The organism is Vibrio sp. JC009 (assembly GCF_029016485.1).
Taxonomy (GTDB): domain Bacteria; phylum Pseudomonadota; class Gammaproteobacteria; order Enterobacterales; family Vibrionaceae; genus Vibrio.
This window is the reverse complement of record NZ_CP092107.1, coordinates 1,033,967-1,057,097: the sequence shown is the minus strand read 5'-3', so window position 1 is coordinate 1,057,097 and position 23,131 is coordinate 1,033,967. Positions and strand designations below refer to the sequence as shown.

General features: G+C 46.3%; 24 protein-coding genes. 12 read left to right on the top strand and 12 right to left on the bottom strand.

From position 1 onward, the window contains the following. The first annotated feature begins 25 nt into the window (after positions 1-25). Positions 26-298 carry a hypothetical protein gene (locus tag L3Q72_RS19560; RefSeq protein WP_275132229.1) on the top strand — a complete coding sequence of 91 codons (273 nt, stop codon included), beginning with the start codon at positions 26-28 and terminating at the stop codon, positions 296-298. Positions 299-361: 63 nt separating this feature from the next. Next, entirely contained in the window at positions 362-592 is a 231-nt protein-coding gene (locus L3Q72_RS19555) for a hypothetical protein (protein ID WP_275132228.1), read from the top strand. A 10-nt stretch (positions 593-602) separates the two neighbouring features. On the opposite strand, the gene L3Q72_RS19550 is transcribed toward L3Q72_RS19555, so the two are convergent. Next, on the bottom strand, positions 603-1,562 hold the full coding sequence (locus L3Q72_RS19550) for an NAD(P)H-dependent oxidoreductase (RefSeq protein ID WP_275132227.1): 960 nt from the start codon (positions 1,560-1,562) through the stop codon (positions 603-605). A gap of 138 nt (positions 1,563-1,700) precedes the next feature. Here L3Q72_RS19550 and L3Q72_RS19545 point away from each other — a divergent pair, with 138 nt between their 5' ends. The 3 genes from L3Q72_RS19545 to L3Q72_RS19535 all read left to right on the top strand — a co-directional run bounded on the left by L3Q72_RS19545 (position 1,701) and on the right by L3Q72_RS19535 (position 3,839). Further along, positions 1,701-2,600: a LysR family transcriptional regulator gene (locus tag L3Q72_RS19545; RefSeq protein ID WP_275132226.1), complete on the top strand. Its 900-nt coding sequence runs from the start codon at positions 1,701-1,703 to the stop codon at positions 2,598-2,600. Positions 2,601-2,732: 132 nt separating this feature from the next. Beyond that, the gene (locus L3Q72_RS19540) at positions 2,733-3,422 is read left to right on the top strand and encodes an SDR family oxidoreductase (protein WP_275132225.1); all 690 of its coding nucleotides are present in this window, start codon (positions 2,733-2,735) and stop codon (positions 3,420-3,422) included. Positions 3,423-3,620: 198 nt separating this feature from the next. After that, complete coding sequence (locus L3Q72_RS19535) at positions 3,621-3,839, top strand: DUF1778 domain-containing protein (protein ID WP_275132224.1); 219 nt, start codon at positions 3,621-3,623, stop codon at positions 3,837-3,839. Between the two features lie 320 nt (positions 3,840-4,159). On the opposite strand, the gene L3Q72_RS19530 is transcribed toward L3Q72_RS19535, so the two are convergent. Continuing rightward, the gene (locus L3Q72_RS19530) at positions 4,160-5,665 is read right to left on the bottom strand and encodes a DUF1214 domain-containing protein (protein ID WP_275132223.1); all 1,506 of its coding nucleotides are present in this window, start codon (positions 5,663-5,665) and stop codon (positions 4,160-4,162) included. 231 nt (positions 5,666-5,896) lie between these two features. On the opposite strand from L3Q72_RS19530, the gene arfB reads away from it, so the two are divergent. Next, positions 5,897-6,310: an alternative ribosome rescue aminoacyl-tRNA hydrolase ArfB gene (gene arfB, locus L3Q72_RS19525; RefSeq protein WP_275132222.1), complete on the top strand. Its 414-nt coding sequence runs from the start codon at positions 5,897-5,899 to the stop codon at positions 6,308-6,310. 145 nt (positions 6,311-6,455) lie between these two features. On the opposite strand, the gene L3Q72_RS19520 is transcribed toward arfB, so the two are convergent. The 4 genes from L3Q72_RS19520 to L3Q72_RS19505 all read right to left on the bottom strand — a co-directional run bounded on the left by L3Q72_RS19520 (position 6,456) and on the right by L3Q72_RS19505 (position 9,753). Further along, the gene (locus tag L3Q72_RS19520) at positions 6,456-7,085 is read right to left on the bottom strand and encodes a bifunctional 4-hydroxy-2-oxoglutarate aldolase/2-dehydro-3-deoxy-phosphogluconate aldolase (protein WP_275132221.1); all 630 of its coding nucleotides are present in this window, start codon (positions 7,083-7,085) and stop codon (positions 6,456-6,458) included. Beyond that, entirely contained in the window at positions 7,085-8,017 is a 933-nt protein-coding gene (locus L3Q72_RS19515; protein WP_275132220.1) for a sugar kinase, read from the bottom strand. The genes L3Q72_RS19520 and L3Q72_RS19515 overlap by 1 nt, the downstream gene beginning before the upstream one ends. An 80-nt stretch (positions 8,018-8,097) precedes the next feature. Then, a complete protein-coding gene (locus L3Q72_RS19510) occupies positions 8,098-8,754 on the bottom strand; it encodes an RraA family protein (protein WP_275132219.1) in 657 nt (218 codons plus the stop codon). 39 nt (positions 8,755-8,793) lie between these two features. Next, positions 8,794-9,753, bottom strand: coding sequence for a C-terminal binding protein (locus tag L3Q72_RS19505; protein WP_275132218.1), 960 nt, complete (start codon positions 9,751-9,753; stop codon positions 8,794-8,796). 217 nt (positions 9,754-9,970) lie between these two features. Between L3Q72_RS19505 and L3Q72_RS19500 the strand changes: the two genes are divergently transcribed. The 4 genes from L3Q72_RS19500 to L3Q72_RS19485 all read left to right on the top strand — a co-directional run bounded on the left by L3Q72_RS19500 (position 9,971) and on the right by L3Q72_RS19485 (position 13,630). Further along, a complete protein-coding gene (locus L3Q72_RS19500) occupies positions 9,971-10,948 on the top strand; it encodes a TRAP transporter substrate-binding protein (RefSeq protein WP_275132217.1) in 978 nt (325 codons plus the stop codon). Between the two features lie 58 nt (positions 10,949-11,006). Next, positions 11,007-11,558, top strand: coding sequence for a TRAP transporter small permease (locus L3Q72_RS19495; RefSeq protein ID WP_275132215.1), 552 nt, complete (start codon positions 11,007-11,009; stop codon positions 11,556-11,558). Continuing rightward, positions 11,558-12,868 (top strand): TRAP transporter large permease, encoded by a 1,311-nt coding sequence (locus L3Q72_RS19490; protein WP_275132214.1) that lies wholly within the window; start codon positions 11,558-11,560, stop codon positions 12,866-12,868. Before L3Q72_RS19495 ends, L3Q72_RS19490 begins: the two co-directional genes overlap by 1 nt. A gap of 117 nt (positions 12,869-12,985) precedes the next feature. Beyond that, entirely contained in the window at positions 12,986-13,630 is a 645-nt protein-coding gene (locus L3Q72_RS19485) for a GntR family transcriptional regulator (protein ID WP_275132213.1), read from the top strand. A gap of 221 nt (positions 13,631-13,851) precedes the next feature. Here the strand turns inward: L3Q72_RS19485 and L3Q72_RS19480 are convergent, their stop codons facing one another. The 6 genes from L3Q72_RS19480 to L3Q72_RS19455 form a co-directional block, all read right to left on the bottom strand. Further along, a complete protein-coding gene (locus tag L3Q72_RS19480) occupies positions 13,852-15,015 on the bottom strand; it encodes a GGDEF domain-containing protein (RefSeq protein ID WP_275132212.1) in 1,164 nt (387 codons plus the stop codon). Between the two features lie 204 nt (positions 15,016-15,219). Next, positions 15,220-16,281 carry an alcohol dehydrogenase family protein gene (locus tag L3Q72_RS19475; RefSeq protein ID WP_275133758.1) on the bottom strand — a complete coding sequence of 354 codons (1,062 nt, stop codon included), beginning with the start codon at positions 16,279-16,281 and terminating at the stop codon, positions 15,220-15,222. A 21-nt stretch (positions 16,282-16,302) separates the two neighbouring features. Then, positions 16,303-17,517 carry a glycine betaine/L-proline ABC transporter ATP-binding protein gene (locus tag L3Q72_RS19470; RefSeq protein WP_275132211.1) on the bottom strand — a complete coding sequence of 405 codons (1,215 nt, stop codon included), beginning with the start codon at positions 17,515-17,517 and terminating at the stop codon, positions 16,303-16,305. Beyond that, a complete protein-coding gene (locus L3Q72_RS19465) occupies positions 17,510-18,409 on the bottom strand; it encodes a proline/glycine betaine ABC transporter permease (protein WP_275132210.1) in 900 nt (299 codons plus the stop codon). Before L3Q72_RS19465 ends, L3Q72_RS19470 begins: the two co-directional genes overlap by 8 nt. Positions 18,410-18,475: 66 nt before the next feature. Continuing rightward, entirely contained in the window at positions 18,476-19,459 is a 984-nt protein-coding gene (locus L3Q72_RS19460; RefSeq protein ID WP_275132209.1) for an ABC transporter substrate-binding protein, read from the bottom strand. A 353-nt stretch (positions 19,460-19,812) separates the two neighbouring features. After that, positions 19,813-20,301 (bottom strand): MarR family transcriptional regulator, encoded by a 489-nt coding sequence (locus L3Q72_RS19455; RefSeq protein ID WP_275132207.1) that lies wholly within the window; start codon positions 20,299-20,301, stop codon positions 19,813-19,815. Positions 20,302-20,562: 261 nt separating this feature from the next. On the opposite strand from L3Q72_RS19455, the gene L3Q72_RS19450 reads away from it, so the two are divergent. Both L3Q72_RS19450 and L3Q72_RS19445 read left to right on the top strand, forming a co-directional pair. Further along, positions 20,563-21,516 (top strand): transposase, encoded by a 954-nt coding sequence (locus tag L3Q72_RS19450; RefSeq protein ID WP_275132206.1) that lies wholly within the window; start codon positions 20,563-20,565, stop codon positions 21,514-21,516. A gap of 343 nt (positions 21,517-21,859) precedes the next feature. Beyond that, entirely contained in the window at positions 21,860-23,065 is a 1,206-nt protein-coding gene (locus L3Q72_RS19445; protein ID WP_275132205.1) for an aromatic amino acid transporter, read from the top strand. Positions 23,066-23,131 lie beyond the last annotated feature (66 nt).

Below are 23,131 nucleotides of genomic sequence, written 5' to 3'. Positions count from 1 at the left end.
TCGACGGCCATCAGGAATAACCTTTATGGGTTCTGAAGAAGCAGATTACGCAAGATGGAAAGTCAGGGCAAAGATAATGGGATTTGCAACCTGGCTGGGGCTCGCACTCGCCATCGCGGCTGTCGTTGCTACCTACCTGGCGCCGGATGTAAGTAATACTGCCAGGTTAGCCGGATTCCTGTTTATCATTATCAATGCCCTTGCCAGCCCTGCCTGGCTGTATCTTTTTGTGCGGACCAGGCTTGAATTAAAGGCTGCTAAAGAGCGCTACGAACAATCGCAAAATCCCCCGGGCTAAGCGTACCGGGATTTTGCTATCAGCACGTTAAAGCTTTTTCAGGAAGTTACCAATCACTTCTTCATGGTACTGGGCAGACGCGTTGAATCTATCTATCGTAGATTTTTCGATATTCCAACGCTTCCGTCCAGTATCAATATCTTCGCCATTGCTCTGCAGGCCGCAGATAAAGTGTATTCACTTTCCTATCGCGAGCATCATTGTATAGAGGCAGAGATGGCGGAAGAGGGCATCCGGCTTTCAGAAGCCTATCTTGGCTTGTATCTGCCTCATATGTGCCCTCGTATCTCTTAACAGATTCAGGTTAGTCTACAACTGCAACACGGTAGTCTGAAATAGTAATCTGGCCTTTATCATCCAGAGTCAGCTTCCATGTTTCGTTGGCAAGGAAGTTAGCTTCTTCGCCTTTGAATATGGAATCTTCAAAGGTTTCAGCAAGGACGCGGATACGCAGTTCAACGTCATAACCTTCTTCTGATTCTGTGATTTGTACCTGATCAACCAGATGCTGACAGCCCGGCTTGAAGGTGCGCAGTGCAATGGCGTACCAGTCGCGGAAGCCTTCATGGCCGTTGAATTCAGCGTCAGGCATAACCCAGCGGACATCTTGTGCCAGGTGCGAAGTAAAGTAGCTGCTCTCCGGTGCCATACGGTCAAATTTGCTGAACCACTCTGCAACAAACTTGCGGATACGGCTGTCAGCAGACTCTGTGATAACCGCAATCTGATCAACCAGACGTTCAGCGTGGTTACGTGCACGCTCTTCCACCTCTTCCTGTGTGTTATACACGCCAGGGATGTAAACCATGCTATGGGTATAAACCGGAGCGTGGTAGTTCATGCTGGCCAGATAAGCCATCTGCTGTAGCGGGTACATAAACATTTCAATGTTGAAGTGGTTGTAACCCAGCGGCTGGTAAGACTCCTGCGGACCGCCGACAGTGAATGACAGGATAAAGTCTTTACCTTTTAGCTTGTCGCCTTCCGGACCAAAGGCGAAGTTAAATGTCATGACTTCATCGATCCAGGTTTTCATTAAACCCGGTACTGAATACCAGTAGAACGGGAATTGCAGTACGATCACCTCAGCTTCAGTCAGGGCTTTCTGCTCTGCGGCAACATCGATTTTTGAATCTGCATACAGACTGTCCAGACGGCGTACAGACACATCGCTTAGCTGAGTATTCAGTTCATCCAGAATTACGCGGTTTGTATAAGATTCGGCCAGATTCGGGTGACCAGAAATTACCAGTACTTTACTCATCTTGTTCATCTCTTCAGTTAGAAATCTTCTCAAATTGATGAATACAGTTTACTCAGGAAGAATATTAATTTTTAGATCATGTTTACTTAAAAGATTATTAGGTACAAACTAATAATAAATTTTCCGGGGGGTAAAGCAATGAACGGCACCATGTATAACCAACTGCTGATGTTTCACACTATTGCGGAGGAAGGCAGTATTACTGCTGCTGCGCGAAAAATGGAACTCGCCCCGCCCTCAGTAAGCCGGGCGCTGAAAACGCTGGAAGAGCAGCTCGGGCTTCCGCTTTTTACCCGCACCACCCGGCAGATGGATCTGACCGAAGCCGGGCAGATGCTGTATGACCAGACGATTAACGCCATCGCTGATCTGAATATTGCCGTGGAAAATGTCAGTGAACTGAGTGACGTGCCGTCAGGTAAGGTGCGGATCACTATGCCGCGGTTTGTATCCCAGTATTTGATTCAGCCTGTTTATGCCGAGTTTTGTCTTAGGTATCCGAATATCGAGTTAGAGATCTCGGTCTCTGATGCGGCGGTAAATATTATCAGCGAGGGTTATGACTTAGGCATCCGTTTTGGGGACAGAATCGAGGAGGGCCTGATTGCCCGCCCGCTTACGACTCCCATGAAAGAGACGCTGTTTGCCTCTCCAGAATATATTCGTCAATACGGAGAACCAAAAACACCGGAAGATCTGAAACAACATAAGCTGATCCAGTACCGTTTTATGTCTTCCAATCAGCTTGCTCCTCTTAAGCTGAATAATAACGGCTCGGAAGTGCTGGTGGATATGCCGATTGGAATGGTCTGCAACGACACTGACCTTATGATGGATGCGGCGATAAAAGGGCTGGGAATAGGGCGTATTGTCGACCCTATGGTTGAGCCCTTTTTTGCAGAAGGGAAACTTGTGCCTGTTCTGCAAGAGTACTGGTATCCCTATCCTGCGCTGTATATCTATTTTCACCGCAATACTCAGAAGGCCAAGCGGGTGCGGGTATTTATAGACTTCCTGCTGGAGCAGTTAGGCGTGTAGCGGGTTTAACTTCCGCTATTGTTAGGTTTCACCTAATAGTCTATTCCGGGCGCCGCATCTAATCAAAACCGGTGATATCCGATATATTTATTAACAATGGTTATTTCTCCGGTTTTACAGGAAGGCTTTACAATGAAACCAATTGCTATCGTAACAGGTGCAAACCGAGGTTTGGGAAAAGAGGTGAGCAGACAGCTTGCCGCGCAGGACTATCTGGTTATTCTGACTTCGCGCTCACTGCAGAAAGCTCAGGATACGGCAAAAGAGCTGGGCTTTGAGAATATTGTTCCGGCTGAGCTGGATGTGGCTGATCCTTCCAGCATTGAAAGGTTAAATGAACGCGTGACCGCTGAATTTGGCAGGGTGGATGTGCTGGTTAATAATGCCGCTATTCATTATGACACCTGGCAGAAGGCAATAAATGCCGATTTAGAGGTGGTTCAGGAAGCCTTAGATACCAATGTCTACGGCCCATGGCGGATGGTTCAGACTTTTTTGCCTCTGTTACGCAACTCTTCACATCCGCGCATTGTGAATGTCAGCAGTGGCGGTGGTGCTCTGCACGGCATGTCAGGAGGAACGCCTGCCTACAGTGTTTCTAAGGCGTCACTAAACGCGCTGACATTGATGTGGGCAGATGAATTACGAGGTGATCATATTTTAGTTAATGCCGTCTGCCCCGGCTGGGTTGCCACAGACATGGGCGGACTTGGCGGTCGCCCGGTGAAAGATGGCGCTGAAGGAATCGTCTGGGCTGCAACGCTTCCGGACAACGGCCCGACAGGCGGCTTTTTCCGGGATGGTAAACCAATTGAGTGGTAACGGAATTCGCATATAACCTCAAATTACCAACTCTATTGTAAAGTTACGGTTAGATTCTGTACAAATCAATGGACATCGTTCTAGCCAAGTACCAGAATTCATATGTGCGGGAAAACACTGTAAGTGTTTTTCACTTCTCTAATTTTTATTTAATTGAACCTAAGGAGTCCTCTCATATTTGATGAGAGGAAGTACAAAATGTCTTCATTTATAAAAGAACGGGTAGAGTTTCGGCTTTCAACGAAAGAAAAACTCGCTTTGGAAGAGACGGCAATTCTGTCTAATACCACTGTTAGCATGTTTGTACTGGAGTCAGTAATGTATGCATTAGAAAATCCACCAGAGCCTAATGAAATTATGCGTGAAATAATCAACATGTCATTGGAGGAAACGTGGACAGTTAAAACCAAAAAGTAAAGATTGAGCGCTTCAGTCCTGACTCAAACTATGACTTTGTTGCTGTCGGCCAACCAATCCTCCCATTATCAGTTTTTCATTAAAAGTGATCCTTCTCAATCTCTTATTATCATTCTCACTAAGAAAAATATAATGCTCCTCGTTGTCTTAACAAAACTATTTAATAACTTCAGAGGACTAGATTATGAAACAACCAAACACTATGTTATACCAATCACTGAACAGCTAATTATTGGTATTAGCTGGCAATTGTGGTCATAGAAAACAGATTGCATGGAATAGAAAAATGCCCGTAACGGATACGGGCATTTGGGCTTCTGCTATTTAACTTCTACGAAGTTTGGCAGGATGGTTTCCGGTTTCTGAGCAACAAAGTCTTTGCTCGGAGAGTAGGCGCGGAAGTATACAAACCAGTTTTCATCAGGGTTTGTCTGTACCCAGTTTGCTTTTGCTACGCCTTTTGGCTGCGTTGGCGAGAAGTGGAACACATAGTCTCCGTTCTTGTTTTTCTGGGTGCCAGGGACGTTAGAGCCCACATCTGCACGCTTAAGATCGTTTTCTACAATCCCGCGGTTTTCAATGTTGTAAACCGTTACTGTCCAGAAGGTTTCGGCGTAGTCCACATCACCTCTTACCGTTAGCGTGTAGTGCTTACTGCCGTCCAGGCCGTTACCGTTGCTGTCACGGTAGTTATCAAGATATACCTGACCCCAGCCGCCATTGACCATACCGTGCATGGCAATATCGTTACTTACCGCTTCATAGAACCAGGCAGCACGGCCGTCCAGATCCATACCGTAGTCACGGTTTTGGTTTGGTGTTGATGCTGTTGCAATTTCCCAGCGGTTTCCTTCCGGGCCATATTCTGCATGCTCTAGGCGACCGGTTTTGCTGAAATCGATGTTCTTGGTCATGATTTCGCCAACCAGAGCACCTTCTTTCAGAAGTCGGGTCTGTCTTGCATTAGGTTTAAATGGTTTACCTTTTTCGATACCCAGCGGACGGAGCATATCGTGCATCATGCGGTCACGCTCGTGAACCGGCTCTGTCTGAATCGCTTCATTTAGCAGCTCCCAGAAAGCCATTCCGCGAGGGTGTTTGGCATCCAGGCCTCGTTTTGGCATATTGATGCCGTTGCTGCTGATTGGCTTGCCATTCAGGTCAGTGATTTTGATATTGTTCAGATCCTTCATACGCTGATCGCGGGTTTTCGCCATCAGGCGAATGCCAAGGAATGCGTAGTTGGTATCGGATTCAACAACTTTTGCTCCGGCAGGGAGGTTAGCCGGAATATCAGAGTCTTTAGGAATGATGACGTACTTTCCAGGCTTGGTCATCTGAGATAGGCCAATCTGCCACATATTGTGTACCGCGCCACGAACTTCATTTGTCGGGATGGTGATCATGGTTGGCTGCTTAAGTACATTGAAGAAAGCAAGCACATACGGCGTTGTGGTGTTGTATGTCAGGCCACCAAAACGCGACTCATAGCTTTCAAAGAAATTAATCTGTCCATCTTCACCGCCCATGTCGTAGAAGGACTGCTTCCAGGCGTAGAAGCTGGTTAGTGGCACGGACCAGATATACGCCTGAGACGCACGCTGGAAATCGATGGCATCGAAAATCTTATCTCTGGTTTCCTCTGTAGGAATACCGACCAGATGATCATTTTCAAACTTCAGCTTACCGATACGTGTATCCATGATCTCAAGTTTCTGACCCTGTTCAACCACTGACTTGCTGTGAACATTTGCCTGCGTTGTACCTGAAGTGCATAACAGGGCAGCCGAGACACTGATACTAACCAAACTACGTAGTTGCTTCATTTTTACCACCTTAACATTGATGAATGTAACCTTGGGAAGCAGTATCATGGTATTTCTGAACTTCTGTGTTATGTTATTGTAAATAAAAAACATTTTTTGAGTGTATGGATGTTTTGCTCGCAATAAGTAAATGGAATTGATTAGCGGAATTACCTGTAGATGCTTATTGGTTTGGATAATGGTGTGTTAGTGAGTTAAAGTGCCTGTCTAGATTTTACGACAGACACTTTTATGCTGAAGATATCCAACAATGTTGAAATTGCAGACTGGGAGATTGAGCTCTCGGCCATCCGGGCAATGGGTAGCGGAGGGCAGAATGTAAACAAGGTCTCCAGTGCCATCCACTTGAGGTTTGATATCAGGCGTTCTGCTCTGCCGGATATCTATAAGCAGAAGCTGCTCGCTCTTTCAGACTCAAGGATCAGTAAAGAGGGCGTTATTGTTATCAAAGCTCAGTCCTACAGGACTCAGGAGCAAAATAAAGAAGATGCTCTGAACCGTCTGAAAGATCTTATCTGCTCCGCCATGGTCCAGGTAAAGAAACGCAGGCCCACCAAACCGACCAAGGGCTCTCAGCGTCGCCGCGTTGACGCCAAGAAGAGAAACGGCGCGGTTAAGGCTATGCGTAAAAAAGTCTCATTTTAAGACAGTTATCATGGTCTGCTGTCATGTCATCGGCACCTGTTAGCATAGAGTTATGAGCCTGAACCTGCTTTCTTTTGTTATAAATAGAGTGTTCCGGCAGTCTGTTTTAAGCAGAGCTGCCGGAGTTGGGAGCAATTAATCAATTTCAGATCTGAACCTGTTCGACTGCTTTACGGATAAGCTCTGCTAGCTTGCCCCAGTCTTTATTGGCGATCAGTTTTTTATCCACCATCCAGGATCCGCCGCAGCAGGTTACGGACGGTAGTGCCAGGTAGTCCTGAATATTTGCAGGCGTAATGCCTCCTGTTGGCATAAATTTCAGCTGGCTGTAAGGTGCTGAAACGGCTTTAAGAGTTGCGATACCGCCGTTGGCTTCAGCCGGGAAGAACTTAACGGTGGACAGGCCGAAGTTCATCGCCTGTTCCATTTCGCCCGGTGTTGCTACGCCGGGGATAATATCGATGCCGTTAGAAACGCAGTAGCCGACGGTTTTTGGGTTAAAGCCGGGAGAGACCACCATGCTGGCTCCGGCTTCCATTACCTGTGCGGCCCGCTCTGGTGAGGTGACTGTGCCTGCGATGACCAGCATTTCAGGCAGTTTCTGGCTAATTAACCTGATTGCATCCATGGCAACAGGAGAACGCAGCGTGACTTCCGCAATCGGCAGGCCGTTTTTTACCAGCGTCTCTGCCAGGGGAATCGCGTCATCCAGATTGTCTATTTGGATAACCGGTACTACTCTGGTTTTAGCCAGTAGTTCGAGCGCTTTTTCCATCAGGCTTTTACCTCTGCTTTAAAGGCCAGAACTTTTTCTGCTGTTGGGATCGGAGCAACCGCGCCGTAGCCTGTTGTGGTCAGAGCCGCTGCGCAGTTCGCGTAAGCCAGAGCCGTCTCCAGGGATTCGCCTTTTACTACCTGGCTCAGGAATGCACCTGAGAAGCAGTCACCGGCACCGGTTGCATCTACTGTGTCTACCTTGTGACCGCCAGCGGTAAAGCGTTTATCCCGGGTTGCGACCATTGCGCCGTCTTTGCCCATCTTCAGCACGATAGTTTTAGCGCCAAGGCCAAGGTAGAAGTCTGCGATTTCGTTGGCATCTTCAAGGTTAGTCAGTAGCTGCGCTTCATCCAGGCTTGGCATGCAGATATCTACATGGCGGATGGTTTCATGAATTACCGCTCTTGCTCTTGAAAGAGGCCAGAGTTTTAAACGCAGGTTAGTATCAAATGAAACCTGAGTGCCGTTCTGTTTCGCGATATCAATAGCTTCAAAAACAGAGTCGCTTGAAGAGTCGCTGATAGCATGGGTAATCGCAGAGGTGTGCAGCAGTTTAGCCTGAGCGATTGCATCTGTTGGGATCTGTTGCGGAGTAACCAGTGATGCTGCAGAACCTTTGCGGTAGAAGGTGAAGTGATGGCCACGTTCATCGTGGGAAATAAAGTAGACGCCGGTTGGTGCGTCCGGGTTGCGAACCACAAAGTCCGTGTTTACACCTTCTTGTTGCCACAGGTCGACAAACTGATCACCAAAAACATCGCTGCCAAGGTGTGCAAGGATAGCGACCTTTGCGCCCTGACGCGCAGCACTGACAGAGAAGTTGGAAGTGTCACCACCAAAGCCACTCAGGTAAGAGATCTCTTTTTGTTGGCCGGGGATCTGGGAAAACTCAAATAGCGGTTCGCCAAATGAAACAATATCAATACTCATAATCGTTATCTCAAATAAAAAGTGCAGAAAGCCAGCCGGAAACAGGACCGAACCGGCCAGCTTTTACTTAGACAGAAATCTTAAATACGGCCGTACTTAGCCAGACCTTCGCGAAGAGAGCCGCTCTGGATGATAAGTTGCGCCTGCTCAAGTTCGCGTGAATCGATAGACTGAGATTCACGAAGCACCGCTTCTACATGCTCCTGAGGAACACAAACTACGCCGTCAACGTCACCGATAATCAGGTCTCCCGGACGGATCAGTGCTTCACCAATCTGTACCGGCTTGTTCGCTGCTACAGTTTTGAAACGGCCAAGAGTGGTACCCGGTGAAATTGTTTTTGCGTAAACAGGGAAGTCGTAGTCACGACGGATCTCAGCGATATCACGCATACCGCCGTTAAGAACGGCACCTTCGTGTTTGTTTGCTACTGCACCAGCTGTCATCAGACCGCCCCATACTGCAACTGTTTCCAGTGCAGCGTCACCAGAGATAACGATAACGCTGCCTTCGTTTGATTCATCGATAGCATCAAGCGCATGCTGAGGAGCCACTTTTTCCAGTGTTGCTTCTTCTACGATGGTTACAGCAGGGCCAACAATTTTCTTTTCATTGATACGGTTTTTTACATCAAAAGGCAGGTACATTGTTTTGCCTAACAGCAGATCACAGGCATCTGCAATGGATGCGGTTGAGAAGATTTCGCGGTATCCGTCAATGATTTCTTTGCTATACATGGTTTATTTCCTTTGGTTAAAAATCGATTTAATTTGGTATTACTGGTTAACCCAGCTGTTTGGTTTGGTGCCGTCAAATACGCGCAGTACTTCCATGGCTCCTTTGTGCTGAAGCTCCACTACGGATTCTTCAGTAAACCAGGCTGTGTGGTCGGTACAGATTGCGTTTGGCAGCGTGAGTAAAGGGTTGTCTGAAGGGACTGGCTCGGTTTCAAATACGTCGATACCTGCCGCGTGAATACGGTTTTCTTTTAGTGCGTCGTAAAGCGCCTGCTCATCAACCAGTCCGCCACGGCTGGTGTTTACCAGTACCGCCATCGGCTTCATCTTGCTGATAAGATCGCCGTTGATCATGTGGCGTGTATGCTCATTTAAAGGCGCATGCAAAGAGATAAAGTCGGATTCCTGAACCAGAGTTTCCAGGTCAACTTTTTGTACATTGGCCTCTTTTGCCTGCTCTTCTGTTAATGCCGGGTCGAAAACCAGAGTTGTTCTGAAGCCCAGGCCGGAGGCTTTTTCTGCAAAGCAGCGGGCAATACGGCCAAAGCCAACAACACCCAGAACCTTACCGCCCATACGAGGGATAGGTTCAGCCTGGCCGATGCCCCATTTTCCGTCGTGAACATCACGGTCCCGGGTTACGACACGGCGGGTAGCTGAAACAAGAAGTGATACTGCATGCTCAGCAACATCTTCAGAGCCGTAATCGGGCACGTTTGCTACATAGACGCCTTTTTCCTTTGCGTAGTTAAGGTCGATATTGTCGACACCAACACCGTAGCGGACGACAACCTTACACTCTGGCGCTGCGTCCAGAACTTCAGAATCAACGATAGCTTCACGAACCATAATGGCATCTGCATCAGCCACTTCTGCCAGAATCTGGCTCTTAGGTGTGCCGATTGGCAGTGAAGTGAACTTTGCCTGATGAGCGCTAAGCACTTTTTCTTCTTCCTTGTAATCAAGGTATCCAGGTTCGATAACAACGACTTTTTTCATGATGTGTTTCCTAAATCTGACATGTTAGTTTTGCGTTTATTTAATTCCTCAAATCGGATGTCAGCAATCTAAAATGTTAGTTTGTGTGATTGGAGTCACCAAAAACGACCAAAAAACCCCCATTTTTTAGGAAAGACGATCGTGATCACGTAAAATGAGTGAAATATCAGGTGAAAATGAAATGGCAAACTGAAATGTCAATCAAAGGAATATAAACATGAAAAAGAGTACCCTGTGCCTGGCCCTTTCTATCGCAATTTCAGGCGTGATAAGTACACAAGCTTTTGCAGAAACGAATATCCGGGTTGGTCACGGAGCCGCTGACACCTACCACATGCACAAAGCCTGGGTGAAGTTCAAAGAGATTGTTGAGAAAGAATCCAATAACGATATTACCGTTGATATCTACCCTAACGGGCAGGTTGGTGGTGACCGTGAGCTTACTGAAGCTGTGCAGTCAGGCATCATTGAGATGACAGCGCCTGTTGTAGAAGTTATGGCTGGCTGGGACCCTGCGTTCTCTGTACCTGGCCTTCCATACACATTTGCTAACCGTGAAGCTGCTCTTAAGGCTCTGAATGGTGAATTCGGGCAGCAGCTTCTGGGTAAAGTTCAGGACTTCGGTATTACAGGTCTTGGCTGGATGGAAAATGGTATCCGTAATATCACCAGTAACAAGTGTCCTATCAAGCAGCCGTCAGATCTGGATGGTGTGAAAATTCGTACCATGCAGGTTGAAGCGCATATGGATGCCTTTAAGGCGATGGGGGCAAACCCGACTCCGATGTCATTCAACGAAGTGTACTCTGCGCTACAGCAAGGCGTGGTTGACGCTCAGGAGAACCCTCTGGGTCACATCTACTCTTCCCGTTTCTACGAAGTGCAGAACTGTGTGACTCTGTCTGGTCACGTATACTCAACTCATATGGTTCTGGCTAACCCTGACTTCTATGAAAGTCTGTCTGAGAAAGATAAGGCTCTGATCGATTCTGCGCTTGAGCGTGCAATTGATTATCAGCAAGACGTGATTGCCAGCGAAGAAAAAGAGCAGTTAGCTGCTATTAAAGCAGCCGGTGTAACGGTCACTAATCTGACTCCGGAAGAGACAGCGAAGTTCCAGGCTGTGACTGCACCAATTCGTGAAAAGTACACTAAGCTGGTTGAGCCTAAGCTGATCGAAGCCCTGAATAAGTAACAGCCATACGTGGCATGGTCCGGCACTCTTTTTGGGGGCCGGATCAGAGGAATATAAGATGAAATGGTTGAAGTTATTTGACGAAAATATAGAAGCCTGGCTGATTAACTTTCTGCTGGTGAATATTGTTTTCTGGATTTTCCTGCAGGTAGTGATGCGCTACGTGTTCAGTAATTCACTTCCATGGAGTGAAGAGTTTGTGCGCTGGTGCTTTATCTGGTTTATCTGGGTGGGTGTGAGTTATGGCTTTAGAACCCGTAAGCATATTGCGGTTACGGCTCTGATCAATCTGTTCCCTAAGCGGGTTTTCGATTTGATCAGTATCGCGGTCAACCTGGTGGTGCTTTGGTGCATGGTGAAGATGTTTCTTTATGGCTGGAGTCAGATCAGTAGCCCGATTATTGCCCGCCAGAGCTCAATTGTACTGTACTGGCCTCTGACTGAAACCCGGGTAAGCATGCAGTGGCTGTATGCATCACTGCCGGCTGGTGCGCTGCTTAGTGCCTTGCGCCTTGTTCAAAATCTGTATCAGGATATCTCTTCTCTGGTGAAAGTGCCTGTGAAGTCTACAGATTCAAAATCCACACTTTCTCACCAAGGAGGTAAATAATGGTTACGGTAACCTTATTTGGTGTATTCCTGCTTCTGGTTTTACTTGGTGCGCCGGTTGCAATTTGTCTGGGTGTTTCGTCCCTTGTGGTACTGGAATATCTGCCTAAGACGCCTAACATTACTCTGCTTGCCAAGAGTGCCGTTATGGGCGGCAACTCCTTCCCGCTTGTCGCAATTCCTCTGTTTGTTCTTGCCGGTGAGATCATGCAGCGTGGCGGTTTGTCATCGCGAATCGTTGGTGCAGCCTATAATCTTGTTGGTCACTTTAAAGCGGGTCTTGCCTATGTAAATGTACTGGCGAGTATGTTCTTTGCTGCGATTTCAGGCTCATCCCCTGCAACGGTTGCGGCTATCGGTTCAAACATGATTCCGGAAATGGAGCGTGTGGGCTATAAGCGTCCTTTCTCTGCGGCAATTACCGCTGCGGCTGGTATTACCGGAGTAATGATTCCGCCTTCGATTCCATTGATTATTTATGGTGTTACGGCAAACCAGTCGATTGGTAAGTTGTTCCTTGCGGGTGTACTACCGGGGCTGCTGTTTGGTCTGGGTTATATGTTTGTCGCTAAGATGACGGTTAATAAGAACCTGTTCCCGGCAAGCCGTGCTTCGAAGAATATGGAAGATGCGATTTCGTCGATAGATGGTGCGGCACCTAAAGGCTGGCGTCAGCACTCTATCTGGGCTCTGATTGTTCCTGTGATTATTTTGGGTGGTATCTACGGCGGTATCTTTACGCCAACAGAGGCGGCCGGTGTTGCGGTAGTTTATGCGCTGATGGTTAGTCTTTATATCTATCGTGACCTGAAACTTTCGGATCTGAATAGTGTATTTCTGAAGTCAGGACTTACTTCGGCTACGGTGCTTGTTATGGTTGTGATGGCGGCATCTTTTGGTCGCTTACTGACACTGGAGCGTGTGCCTGTTGAAGTAGCCAATGCCATTACTGCGGTATCCGAGAATCCGTTGATTGTGCTGGTGCTCATCAACATTATGCTGCTTATTGTGGGTATGTTTATGGAGACCATCGCTTCCATCATCATACTTACACCGATTCTGCTGCCTATTGTTCAGGCTCTGGGTGTCGATCCGATTCACTTCGGTATCATTATGACGGTTAACCTGGCAATCGGATTCTGTACCCCGCCACTGGGCGCAAACCTTTTTGTGGCAACGGGTGTGGCAAATGTTTCCCTGGAAGAGCTGGTAAAATCCATTGTTCCTTTCCTGATTGCCATGTTTGTTATGCTAATGATGGTAACTTTTATTCCACAGTTGTCGCTGTTTCTGCCATCTATGTTGCTGTAATATCGGTAATCAAGGCATATAGGAGTAGCTTTGCTGCTCCTTTTTTTTCTCTCGCTTGACATTTTAGATGCAGGCTGTAGGGTATATAATAATACAATAAAGAGTGTGAGCGGAAAGATGAAACAGGACTTGCTGAAAGATGTTATTTATCGGCGAATCAGAGAAATGATTATTGTCGGTACTTTGCCGATGGGAATGAAACTTTCGGAAACGGTACTGGCGAACAAGCTAAATGCGACCAAAGCGCCCATTCGTGATGCTTTAAAAAGGCTGCAGAGTGAAGGCCTTGTCCAGATCAAACCTAAGAGTGGTACTTTTGTATTCAGTTTTAACACTCAGGAATTTAATGAGTTGCTGGAGTTTCGCTATTTTATTGAGTCGGAAGGGCTGAAGCTGGCATGGAAGAATAACCCTAAGCAGTTGATTCAGGAGCTGTGCTTTATTCTGGATAAGATGGAAGTGTGCCTGAATAATTCAAGCTCGCTGGAATATCTGAACCTGGATAACCAGTTTCACCAGACACTGATTTCATTGTGTGATAACCGTTATTTTCAGGAGTCTTATGCCCTGATTTCATCGCGGATGTCCACGGCAAGAAACCACCTTGGCGGAAACGAAGACCACCTCCAGCGCTCTTTTGAGCAACACCGGGCGATTGTCTGTGCCTTGCAGGATAACCAGATTAATGATGCTCAGTATCAGCTGATCTGCCATATTCTGCCTGAGCATGGGGCTTACTGGAGTTCGGCTAACCTGGCGTGATATGAATCAGTTTATGGATTTTGTTGATCATCTGAGCTGTAATACCAATCCCAGCAATTATCTGTTCATCCTTGCTTGTCAAAATCGCTAATAGCGGCGTTAAAATTTTTGTAATTAGATCCACTAGTTACTGCAAATTTTGCCTTGCTCTTAGCGATTTTTCCTGCGCAATCACTGAACAGCTAATTACTGGGATTGGTATAAGTTTAATTTATATCAGATTAGCTTTGTGGAATATCCGACAATTTGAGCTGATTTCGCCCATCTTGCTTAGCCTGGTAGAGGGCGATATCAGCGCAGCTATAGGCAAGCTCAAGATCGGTAGCTTGGGTGCTGATAGAGCTGATGCCGATACTGATGGTAAATGGAATCTCTTTATCCTTAAACTGAACCGACTTTTGGCTGATATTTTCTCTGAACCTTTCCATGATATCCGAGGCTTGCTGAGTATCTGTATGCAGAAGCAATACCGCAAACTCTTCGCCACCAATACGGCCGATAATATCTGTGCTTCTTAGCTCTTTAGTGCAGATTTCACCGAAATACCTGAGTACCGCATCGCCTGCCTGGTGGCCATAGCTATCGTTTATTTTCTTAAAGTGGTCAATATCTATTACCGCCAGTGACATAGGAATTTTGTATCTTTGGGATACAGCAAGTTCTTCCAGCGCTTCGTCCCAGAAACAGCGACGGTTATATAGGCCGGTTAACCCATCGGTATTGGCTAATTTGACTAACTGCTCTTCCAGTTCAACTCTGCGGTATATTTCCCCACGAAGAGACTTTCTTTCTCTCTCCAAAAAGCGTCTTTGTCTTTTGGTTCGCTGGATATAGGCCTGTCTCTCATATTCAAGCCGGGTGGTTACGGTTAGCATAGTTAAATAGGCAATGGCAAAGCGCAGTGTGAATCCCAAGGAGTAATCTCCCTCTGAGCCCTGCTGAAACGCAAGGAAATAGATATTCAGGATAAGAAGAACAATACTCCATATTGAGCCGATGGTATTACCAAACAGAAACACAGACAGCACCGGGTAAGTGTATATCCATAGTATGCTGCCATTATCTATACCACCTTTGACGGATACAAAGGTCAGCATGGAAACAAATACCAGATTATTTATATGGTAAATAAGTGAGACATTGAGTGTTCGCGGAATCATCCACAAACTGCCAATCATGGAGGACAGGAAAAGCGCGAGAGCTATCGCCAGCGGGTAGGTACCTGCCGCAATATTTACACCGATAAAGAGAAGGCTGACTACAGTAGCAACAAGCACCAGCCAGATATAGTGGTTTAATCTGAGAGTCTCAGTGGTAGAGCGTTTTTGCCCCTGAACAGCAAGATGTTCAACGCTCTTCTGGAGCTTTGCATAGTATCGGTACATCTAAACCTAAATACTCCTGTATGGCACCTGTGTATATGTGAGTATAGGACTAGCTTAGCTTCCTTTCATTTGTAATTCTGTGGGCTGGGTTTTCTTATGGGGACAGGCATCTTAATTTCGATTAGTTTGTGGGTTTTCTTACGAGGACAGGCACCTTAATTTGGGTGCCTGTCCTTACAATTAAGGTGCCTGTCCCCGTAGGAGTTAAGGGATCAGAACAAACTTTCCGGTGTGTGTCCTCATAAGGAGTTCTTCTTGTGCTTGCGCGATTTCTTCAAGCGGGAAGGTTTTTGCGACTACCGGGCGGATTTCGTTTTGCTCTATATATTTCACCAGATTTGGAAAGACGGGTTCATCCCAGGCGGTTGTTCCGATAAGCCTGATGTCTTTTAGGTACATATCCCGCATATCCAGCTCGACTATTGGGCCTGCTACGGCACCGGAAGAAACAAAACGGCCACCACGTTTGAGAAGTTTTAGCATGGCGGGGAATCCATTGCCTGCAACATTGTCTACCACAACATCAACAGACTGTTCGCCCAGATGTGCCAGCCAGTCGTCACTTCTGTCCAGTACGATATCAGCGCCCAGTTCAAGAACTTTTTTATGCTTACTTTTACCGGCAATGGCAATTACTTTTGCATTGCGGCGCTTTGCCAGTTGTACCGTAGCCGAGCCAACACCGCCGGATGCACCTGTGATCAGTACGGTTTCACCTGCACTAAGCTCTGCTCTATGAAGCATATTTTCCGATGTACCGTAGGCGCAGGGAATACTTCCCAGCTCTGCGTCTGACCAATCACAAGCTACTGGAAATACTTCACTGGCAGCCACTTTAACGTACTGAGCAAATGCGCCGTCAAAGTCTGAACCCATCCAGATATTTTCCAGAGAGCTGAAATCCGTTTTGCGGATACAAGGTCTGATTAGCACTCGTTTATCCATCAAGTCTTCGTCGCTGGTATCAGCAACTGCGACCACTGTGCCACAACAGTCAGTACCCTGAATGAATGGGAATGGCGTACCTTCATTCCAGCCACCGTCTGCCTTGTTTTCATCCGCTTCACTGCTTTCATCGGAAGTATCGTTGGTCGAAGCAGTAACGGAGGAGGAGTACCAGCCGAGCCTGGTGTTGATTTCGGTATTATTCACCCCGGCTGCAAGTACTTTTATCAGTACCTCGCCTTGCTCTAACTCAGGAACTGGAACATCTTTGTAAACCAATTTGTCGTAGCCACCATTTCCGGTGGTGACTACGGCTTTCATTACACTTTTTGTCACTGGTTATCAGCCTTCTTTTACTTCTTCGGATTCACTTGCCTGAGACTTTTCTGAGAAAATATCAGCGACTTTTTCACGCTCTAGAGCACCTTTCAGCTTACCGTCTTCATCAATTACCGGCAGAGAGTAATCAGAAGAGATCGACTCAGTAAGGACCTCTTCGATGGCCGCTTCCGGAGATATGGTCGGGACATCCTCGTAAATCGTTGGCTCAATTAAGTCGCCTTCGCTGTTGGCTGCATCTTTAAGACCTTCTTCAGTGATCAGGCCCTGATAACCGTCTTCGGTTACATGATAGCCGTAGTCCTGATTCTTCATCTTCATCTGCTTAAGCGCTTCTGCAATCGTGGTTGCCGTAATACGCAGCGCAGGTTTTTGCATAACTGTTTCTACAGTCAGTGCCCGTGCTCGGTTCACATCTTTCACAAAGGCTTCTACATAATCTGTAGCCGGGTTAAGCAGGATGTCATCCGGCGTTCCTTGCTGCACAAGCTCACCGTCTTTTAGGATAGCAATTCTGTCACCAAGGCGAAGAGCTTCGTCCAGGTCATGAGTGATAAAGATAATGGTTTTATGCAGAGTTTCCTGAAGTTCAATCAGCTGGTCCTGCATTTCACTTCGGATAAGCGGATCAAGTGCGGAGAAGGCTTCATCCATAAGCAGGATTTCGGCATTGGTACATAAAGCCCTTGCAAGACCGACACGCTGCTGCTGACCGCCTGATAGCTGAGAAGGGTACTGATCTTCATAGCCTTTCAGGCCAACCGTTTCGAGCCATTCGCTGGCCTGTGCCAGGCGCTTTTCTTTTGGGATTTTCTGTACTTCAAGACCGTAACCAACGTTTTCCAGAACTTTGCGATGCGGGAACAGCCCGAATCTTTGGAAAACCATCGACATCTTATGTCTGCGGAACTCTTCCAGTTGCTTGGCTGAAAACTCCATGACATCCACACCTTCTACATCGATCTGCCCTTCGGTAGGGTCGATAAGGCGGTTAAAGTGACGGATTAGAGTAGATTTACCTGAGCCGGACAAGCCCATAATCACAAAGATCTCACCTTTGTTTATCTCAAGGTTGATATCTTTTAGCCCTACAGTGTGACCTGTTTTTGCCAGCACTTCGTCTTTGCTTTGGCCTTCTTTGACCATAGGCAGAATGCTTTTTGGTTTCGGGCCAAAAATCTTGTACAGGCCGGAAATCTTAATCAGTGGCTTAGTCATGTTTGTTTCCTCCCAAGTGTGCCTGGGTGCGTTTCGCATAAGCCTGAGAAGCGCGGTCGAATAGTATTGCCAGAGCAACAATGGCGAAACCATTAAGCAGGCCAAGGGTGAAATATTGGTTGGTGATGGATTTCAGTACTGGTTGTCCCAAACCTTTAACACCAATCATAGAAGCGATAACCACCATGGAAAGGGCCATCATAATAGTCTGGTTGATACCTGCCATAATAGTTGGCATGGCCAGAGGGAGCTGCACCCCTACCAATCGTTGCCATTTGTTGGCACCAAATGCGGTTGCGGCTTCCATTACTTCTTTATCCACCAGGCGGATGCCCAGGTTGGTCAGACGAATTACAGGCGGGATTGCATAAATGATAACCGCAATCAGGCCTGGAATTTTACCGATACCCAGAAGCATGACGACAGGGATAAGGTACACAAATGCTGGCATGGTTTGCATGACATCAAGCATAGGCGTCACAATAGCCTGTACACGATTTGAACGTGCCATTGCAATACCAATTGGAATACCAAGCACGATGGCGAGGAATGTACACACGGTTATGATACTTAGTGTGCGCATCGTATCTTCCCACATGCCAAAATAACCAATCAGCAACAGAGAAACAACACAGCCGGCAGCAAGCTTGGCTGAGCGACTGGCAAGGTAAACTAAACCCGTCGAGATAATTAATACCAGCCACCACGGAGTGCTTAAAAGCAGCTTCTCAAACCAGATAAGAAAAGAGAGAAGAGGGTCAAATATGGATTCGATTAAGTCGCCATATTCACGAGAGAAATCTTTATATGCGCCATCAAGTGCTTTACGTATGGCACGTAAACTGGAACGCTCCATTTCCGGGAAGCTGGTCAACCAACTACTATCGGCCATGACTATATCCTTTAAATCAAAAGAGTAACCTTATTCAGGTTACTCTAAATACAACAAAATTTTATATTAGAGCTCAGCAGCAATTTTGTCTGCTACAGATGCTGATACCCATGTTTTCCAAATTTCAGGGTATGTTTCAAAGAAGTAGAACATTGCTTCTTCAGCGTCAGCCTGCTCATCTTCCATCCATGCCAACATTTTGTTTAGATCTGCATTTTTTAAACCACGCATTTCCAGGTACTGCATCGCTTCAGGATTCTTTTTCGAGAAAGCGTCTGTAACAACGGTGTTTACTATAGCTTTAGGGTACATAGTGACTTTCGGTGCATCACAGTCTTCCATTGAAGTACAGTTCAGGAATTCTTCTTTATCAACGCCGGTGCCAAAGTCCACTTTAACCATTTCGTATTTACCCAGAATGGCAGTTGGTGCCCAGTAGTAACCAAACCATCCTTCTTTACGTTCGTATGCCTTTGCAATAGCGCCTGACAGACCGGCAGCTGAACCCGGATCGATAAGCTCAAAGCCAGCTTTATCAAGGTTAAGTGCATTGAACAGATTTCCGCTGGATATCTGACAGTTCCAGCCAGCCGGACAGCTGTAGAAGCCAGCAGCGTCAGGGTTTTCTGGGTGTGAGAATAGTTCTGGGTGCTGCTTAACACCCTCAATTGTTTTTAGTTCAGGGTATTTAGCTACCAAATAACTCGGAACCCAGAAACCTTCTTCACCACCGTCAACCAGTGCTTCCCCTGCGTAGGCAAGACGCCCTTCGCTCACACCGTTGTCGATAGCTTCTTTTACCGCGTTAGTCCAGATTTCCGGGGCAATATCGGGCTGGCCTTTTTCGATCATTGAGGCAGTAGTCGGCATGGTATCGCCAGGAACCAGTTCTGCATCACACTCAAATCCGTGCTCCAGAACAAATCGGTCAATATTGGCAATCAGACTGGCAGAGCTCCAGTTCATATCTGCGATAGTTACGTGGCCACATTCACTGGCTTGAACAGACGCACTTGCAAACAGTGCAAGCGCTGCATAATTCCATTTCATGGTTAAATCCTTTTTTGTCCATGTATCTAAAACGTTAATAAGCATACATGCATTTTAGTTAGTGTTCAAACTATTAGATCTGTAACCATAAATTCACGATGCAGATGATAGAAATGTTAGTATGAGTGAATTTACTGAAATTTTTGTGAATTAACTCTCTGAATATAAGCGATTACCCTCGATTTTCTCTGGGTAGATGTCTAACGAAATTAGCTGGTCTTTTTAGTGATATATTAAATAACGTTATTGTTCAAACTAATGCTATAAAGAGTTAGTCGCAAAAAAATACCTCTCAGCCAGCGAGGCCAAGAGGTATCAGGGTGTTTCTTATGCGGGATGCTGCGGAAAAGTGCTTACTTGGATGTTACGCCTGGGTCGGTGATACTGCCCAGCTCAAGTACAGGTGCTGCATCATAAGATTCAGCGTTCATCATACCTGCAATGCGCTGAACGGAAGAGAGCAACAGGCTTTGCTCCCACTCTTCCAGGCTCTGGAATTTATTGATGAAATTCTCTTGCAGGGGAAGCGGAGCTGAGTCGAGCAACTGCAGGCCTTTTTCAGTGAGATTGGCATGCACTTTTCTTTTGTCCGTTGTGCTTCTGATCCTTTCGGCCAGGCCGTTACGCTCCAGTCGGTCCAGAATTGTCGTTGCGGTTGCAGGACTCATATTAGTGTGGTTGGACAACTGTCTGATCGTGACTTCGCCCAGTTCTCTGATTGAGCGCATCAGAATCAGCTGCGGCCCGGTTAAACCAGCTTCTTTACTAAGCTTTTTTGAATGCAGATCGATCGCTCGGATAATTTGTCTGAGGGAAACTAATACTTCTTCATGCTTTTCCAATTAACACACTCCGGAGAAAAACAGGGTTACTTAAAACAGGATCCCGAGTCTACTGACTTTTTTGGGTTTGGAAAGAGTTAACAGCAAAAAGTGAGAGAATATTATCGGGACAGGCACTTTAGTTATTAGGACAGGCACCCGATGCAACATGACCGCCTTATTGCAGATTTATGTTCTTTGGCTCGTAACCTACTGAATCAAAAAATTAATTCTTACCTAAAACAGATACCATTTATGGCGTTTTCTATTTAGGTGACCACTATGACTACAGCCAGAAGCCAGCAGGTAAACCCCAATGTAACCTCTTATTATCACTGTGTTTCCCGTTGTGTACGCAGGACCTATTTATGTGGATACGATGCTCAGTCACAGCGTTGCTATGAACACCGCAGAGAATGGATAGAAGCCCGTATCAAAGAGCTATCGATGATGTACTGTATTGATATTTGCGCCTATGCAGTTATGAGTAATCATTATCACCTAGTGGTGCACCTCAATAGAAAAAAAGCTAAAGCATTATCAGATGTGGAGGTTATTGAGCGCTGGTCATCTCAGCATCATCAACCTGTATTAATTCAGCGACTTCTAAGCAGAGAACTGAAATCTGAAACAGAATATCTAAAAGCTCAGGCTATCATTGATGATTGGCGTGAACGTTTGTTCAATCTAAGCTGGTTTATGAAAGAGCTCAATATGGATATAGCTAAAAAAGCCAACCTGGAAGACGAATGTAGAGGGCATTTCTGGGAGAGTCGCTTTAAGAGTCAGGCTTTGGTCGATGATAAAGCAGTACTGGCAGCCATGGCCTACGTTGATTTAAATCCGGTTCGGGCGGGTGAAGCAGAAACTCCGGAAAAATCTGAGCATACTTCGATCAAAGAGCGGATAGATAATTTAATCGAAACAAAAGCAACACCCGCAGGATTGTATCCTTTTGCAGGAAGCAGGACTAATGCGGAAGGAATACCATTTCGTTTGATGGACTATATTGAATTAGTCGATTGGACCGGGCGGCAACTTCGGGAAGGTAAGATGAGTATTGATAATAGTCTACCTCCGATTTTGGAGCGACTAAAATCTGAACAGAGCGAATGGTTACAAATATGTACCTGTCTCGAATGTAAGCGCGCTTTATTGGTTGGCCACAAACGGAGTATTGAAAGAGCAATTCCTGAGCTTAATCGACATAGGGTTGTTGGGTACTCCTTAACTTAACCTACAGTGCATTTTCCCTTCCTAATTTGATAACAAATCCAAAGCGATTTGGGTTTCGTATGCAGATAGAAACCAACAAGCGGTAGTTTCCCAAAAATAGAGATTTTAAGTTTGGTGGTTTGTGGGTAAACAGGCGTCTATAAACGCGTCTTTGACTTATTTCTGGTGTGAAAATAGATCGAGTGTCTGTCCTCATTGATAAGGTGCCTGTCCCGGCAAAGTTGGTGTAAAATATTCATTACAATTACTGTGGTTGCAAATTTACATATTACGTTGAATAGGTTTGTATCGAAGGTTAAGGTCTGTCCCTGTCTTAATTTAATGGCGTAAATAAATCCTTACAATGCTAAATTCAAAAGTTCTTGGAAGCACACTGATCATTGCGGGTACCACAATTGGTGCCGGTATGCTTGCTCTTCCTCTCGCGTCTGCCGGGATCGGCTTTACTACTTCTCTTGCGGTGATGCTGCTGCTGTGGGCTTTGATGACCTATACCGCATTATTGATGCTGGAATTGCATCAGCATGCTCCGGCTAGCGCCACATTGCATACTCTGGCAAAACAGTTTCTGGGTAACAGAGGTAAATGGATTGCCAGTATTTCCATGTTGTTTCTGTTTTATGCTCTGTGCGCCGCTTATATTGCTGGTGGCGGGGCTCAGTTTGGACAGCGTATCGGGCAACTGTCGGGCATATCCATAAGCAACCAGACTGCGACAGTTATTTTTACATTGATTGTGGCTTCGGTTGTAACTATCGGTACTGGAACAGTTGACCGTATTAACCGGCTTCTCTTCGCAACCAAGCTTGCGGTAATGGTTATAGTACTTTTTTTCCTTGCACCTAATGTCACCGAAGCTTATCTGCTTAACATGCCGCTGGAAAAGGGGCTGGTTGTTGCAGCTATTCCGGTTATTTTTACTTCGTTTGGTTTCCACGGCAGTATTCCGGCAATTGTGAATTATCTGGATGGCGATACCCGATCTCTAAAGAAGGCTATCGTTATCGGTTCTGCTATCCCTTTGGTTATTTACCTGTTCTGGCAGGCGGTGACGCTTGGGGTGATCAGTCAGCAGGAGTTGTTTGATAATAAGGGGCTGACAGGGCTTATCGGAGCACTGTCTGAGAAAATTCACTTTGGTAAATTGGGTCAGATAATCGGTATTTTTGCAGACCTGGCACTGCTGACCTCATTTTTAGGTGTGAGCCTTGGTCTGTTTGAATTCCTTGGTGACTCGATGAAGAAAAGCGGACAGAGTCAGAACCGCATTCTATCTGCACTGGTTACCTTTCTGCCTCCGATGTGTTTCGCGCTTTTTTATCCGCAAGGGTTTATTACTGCGTTAGGCTACGCTGCGATTGCACTTGTGGTTCTGGCGATCTTTTTGCCGGTAGCTATGGTGAAAAAAGCACGTTCCAACGCAACATATGACAACCTATACCAAGTAAAGGGTGGTGGCATGAGCCTGACTCTGGCTGCTGGTAGCGGCTTTGTTATTATTGCCGCGCAGTTTTTGATCACCGCAGGAGTTTTGCCCGCTTTGGGTTGATTAGAAATCCGTTGAATACCTAATAAGGTGTCTGTCCTTGTAACTAAGGTGCCTGTCCCCATAAAA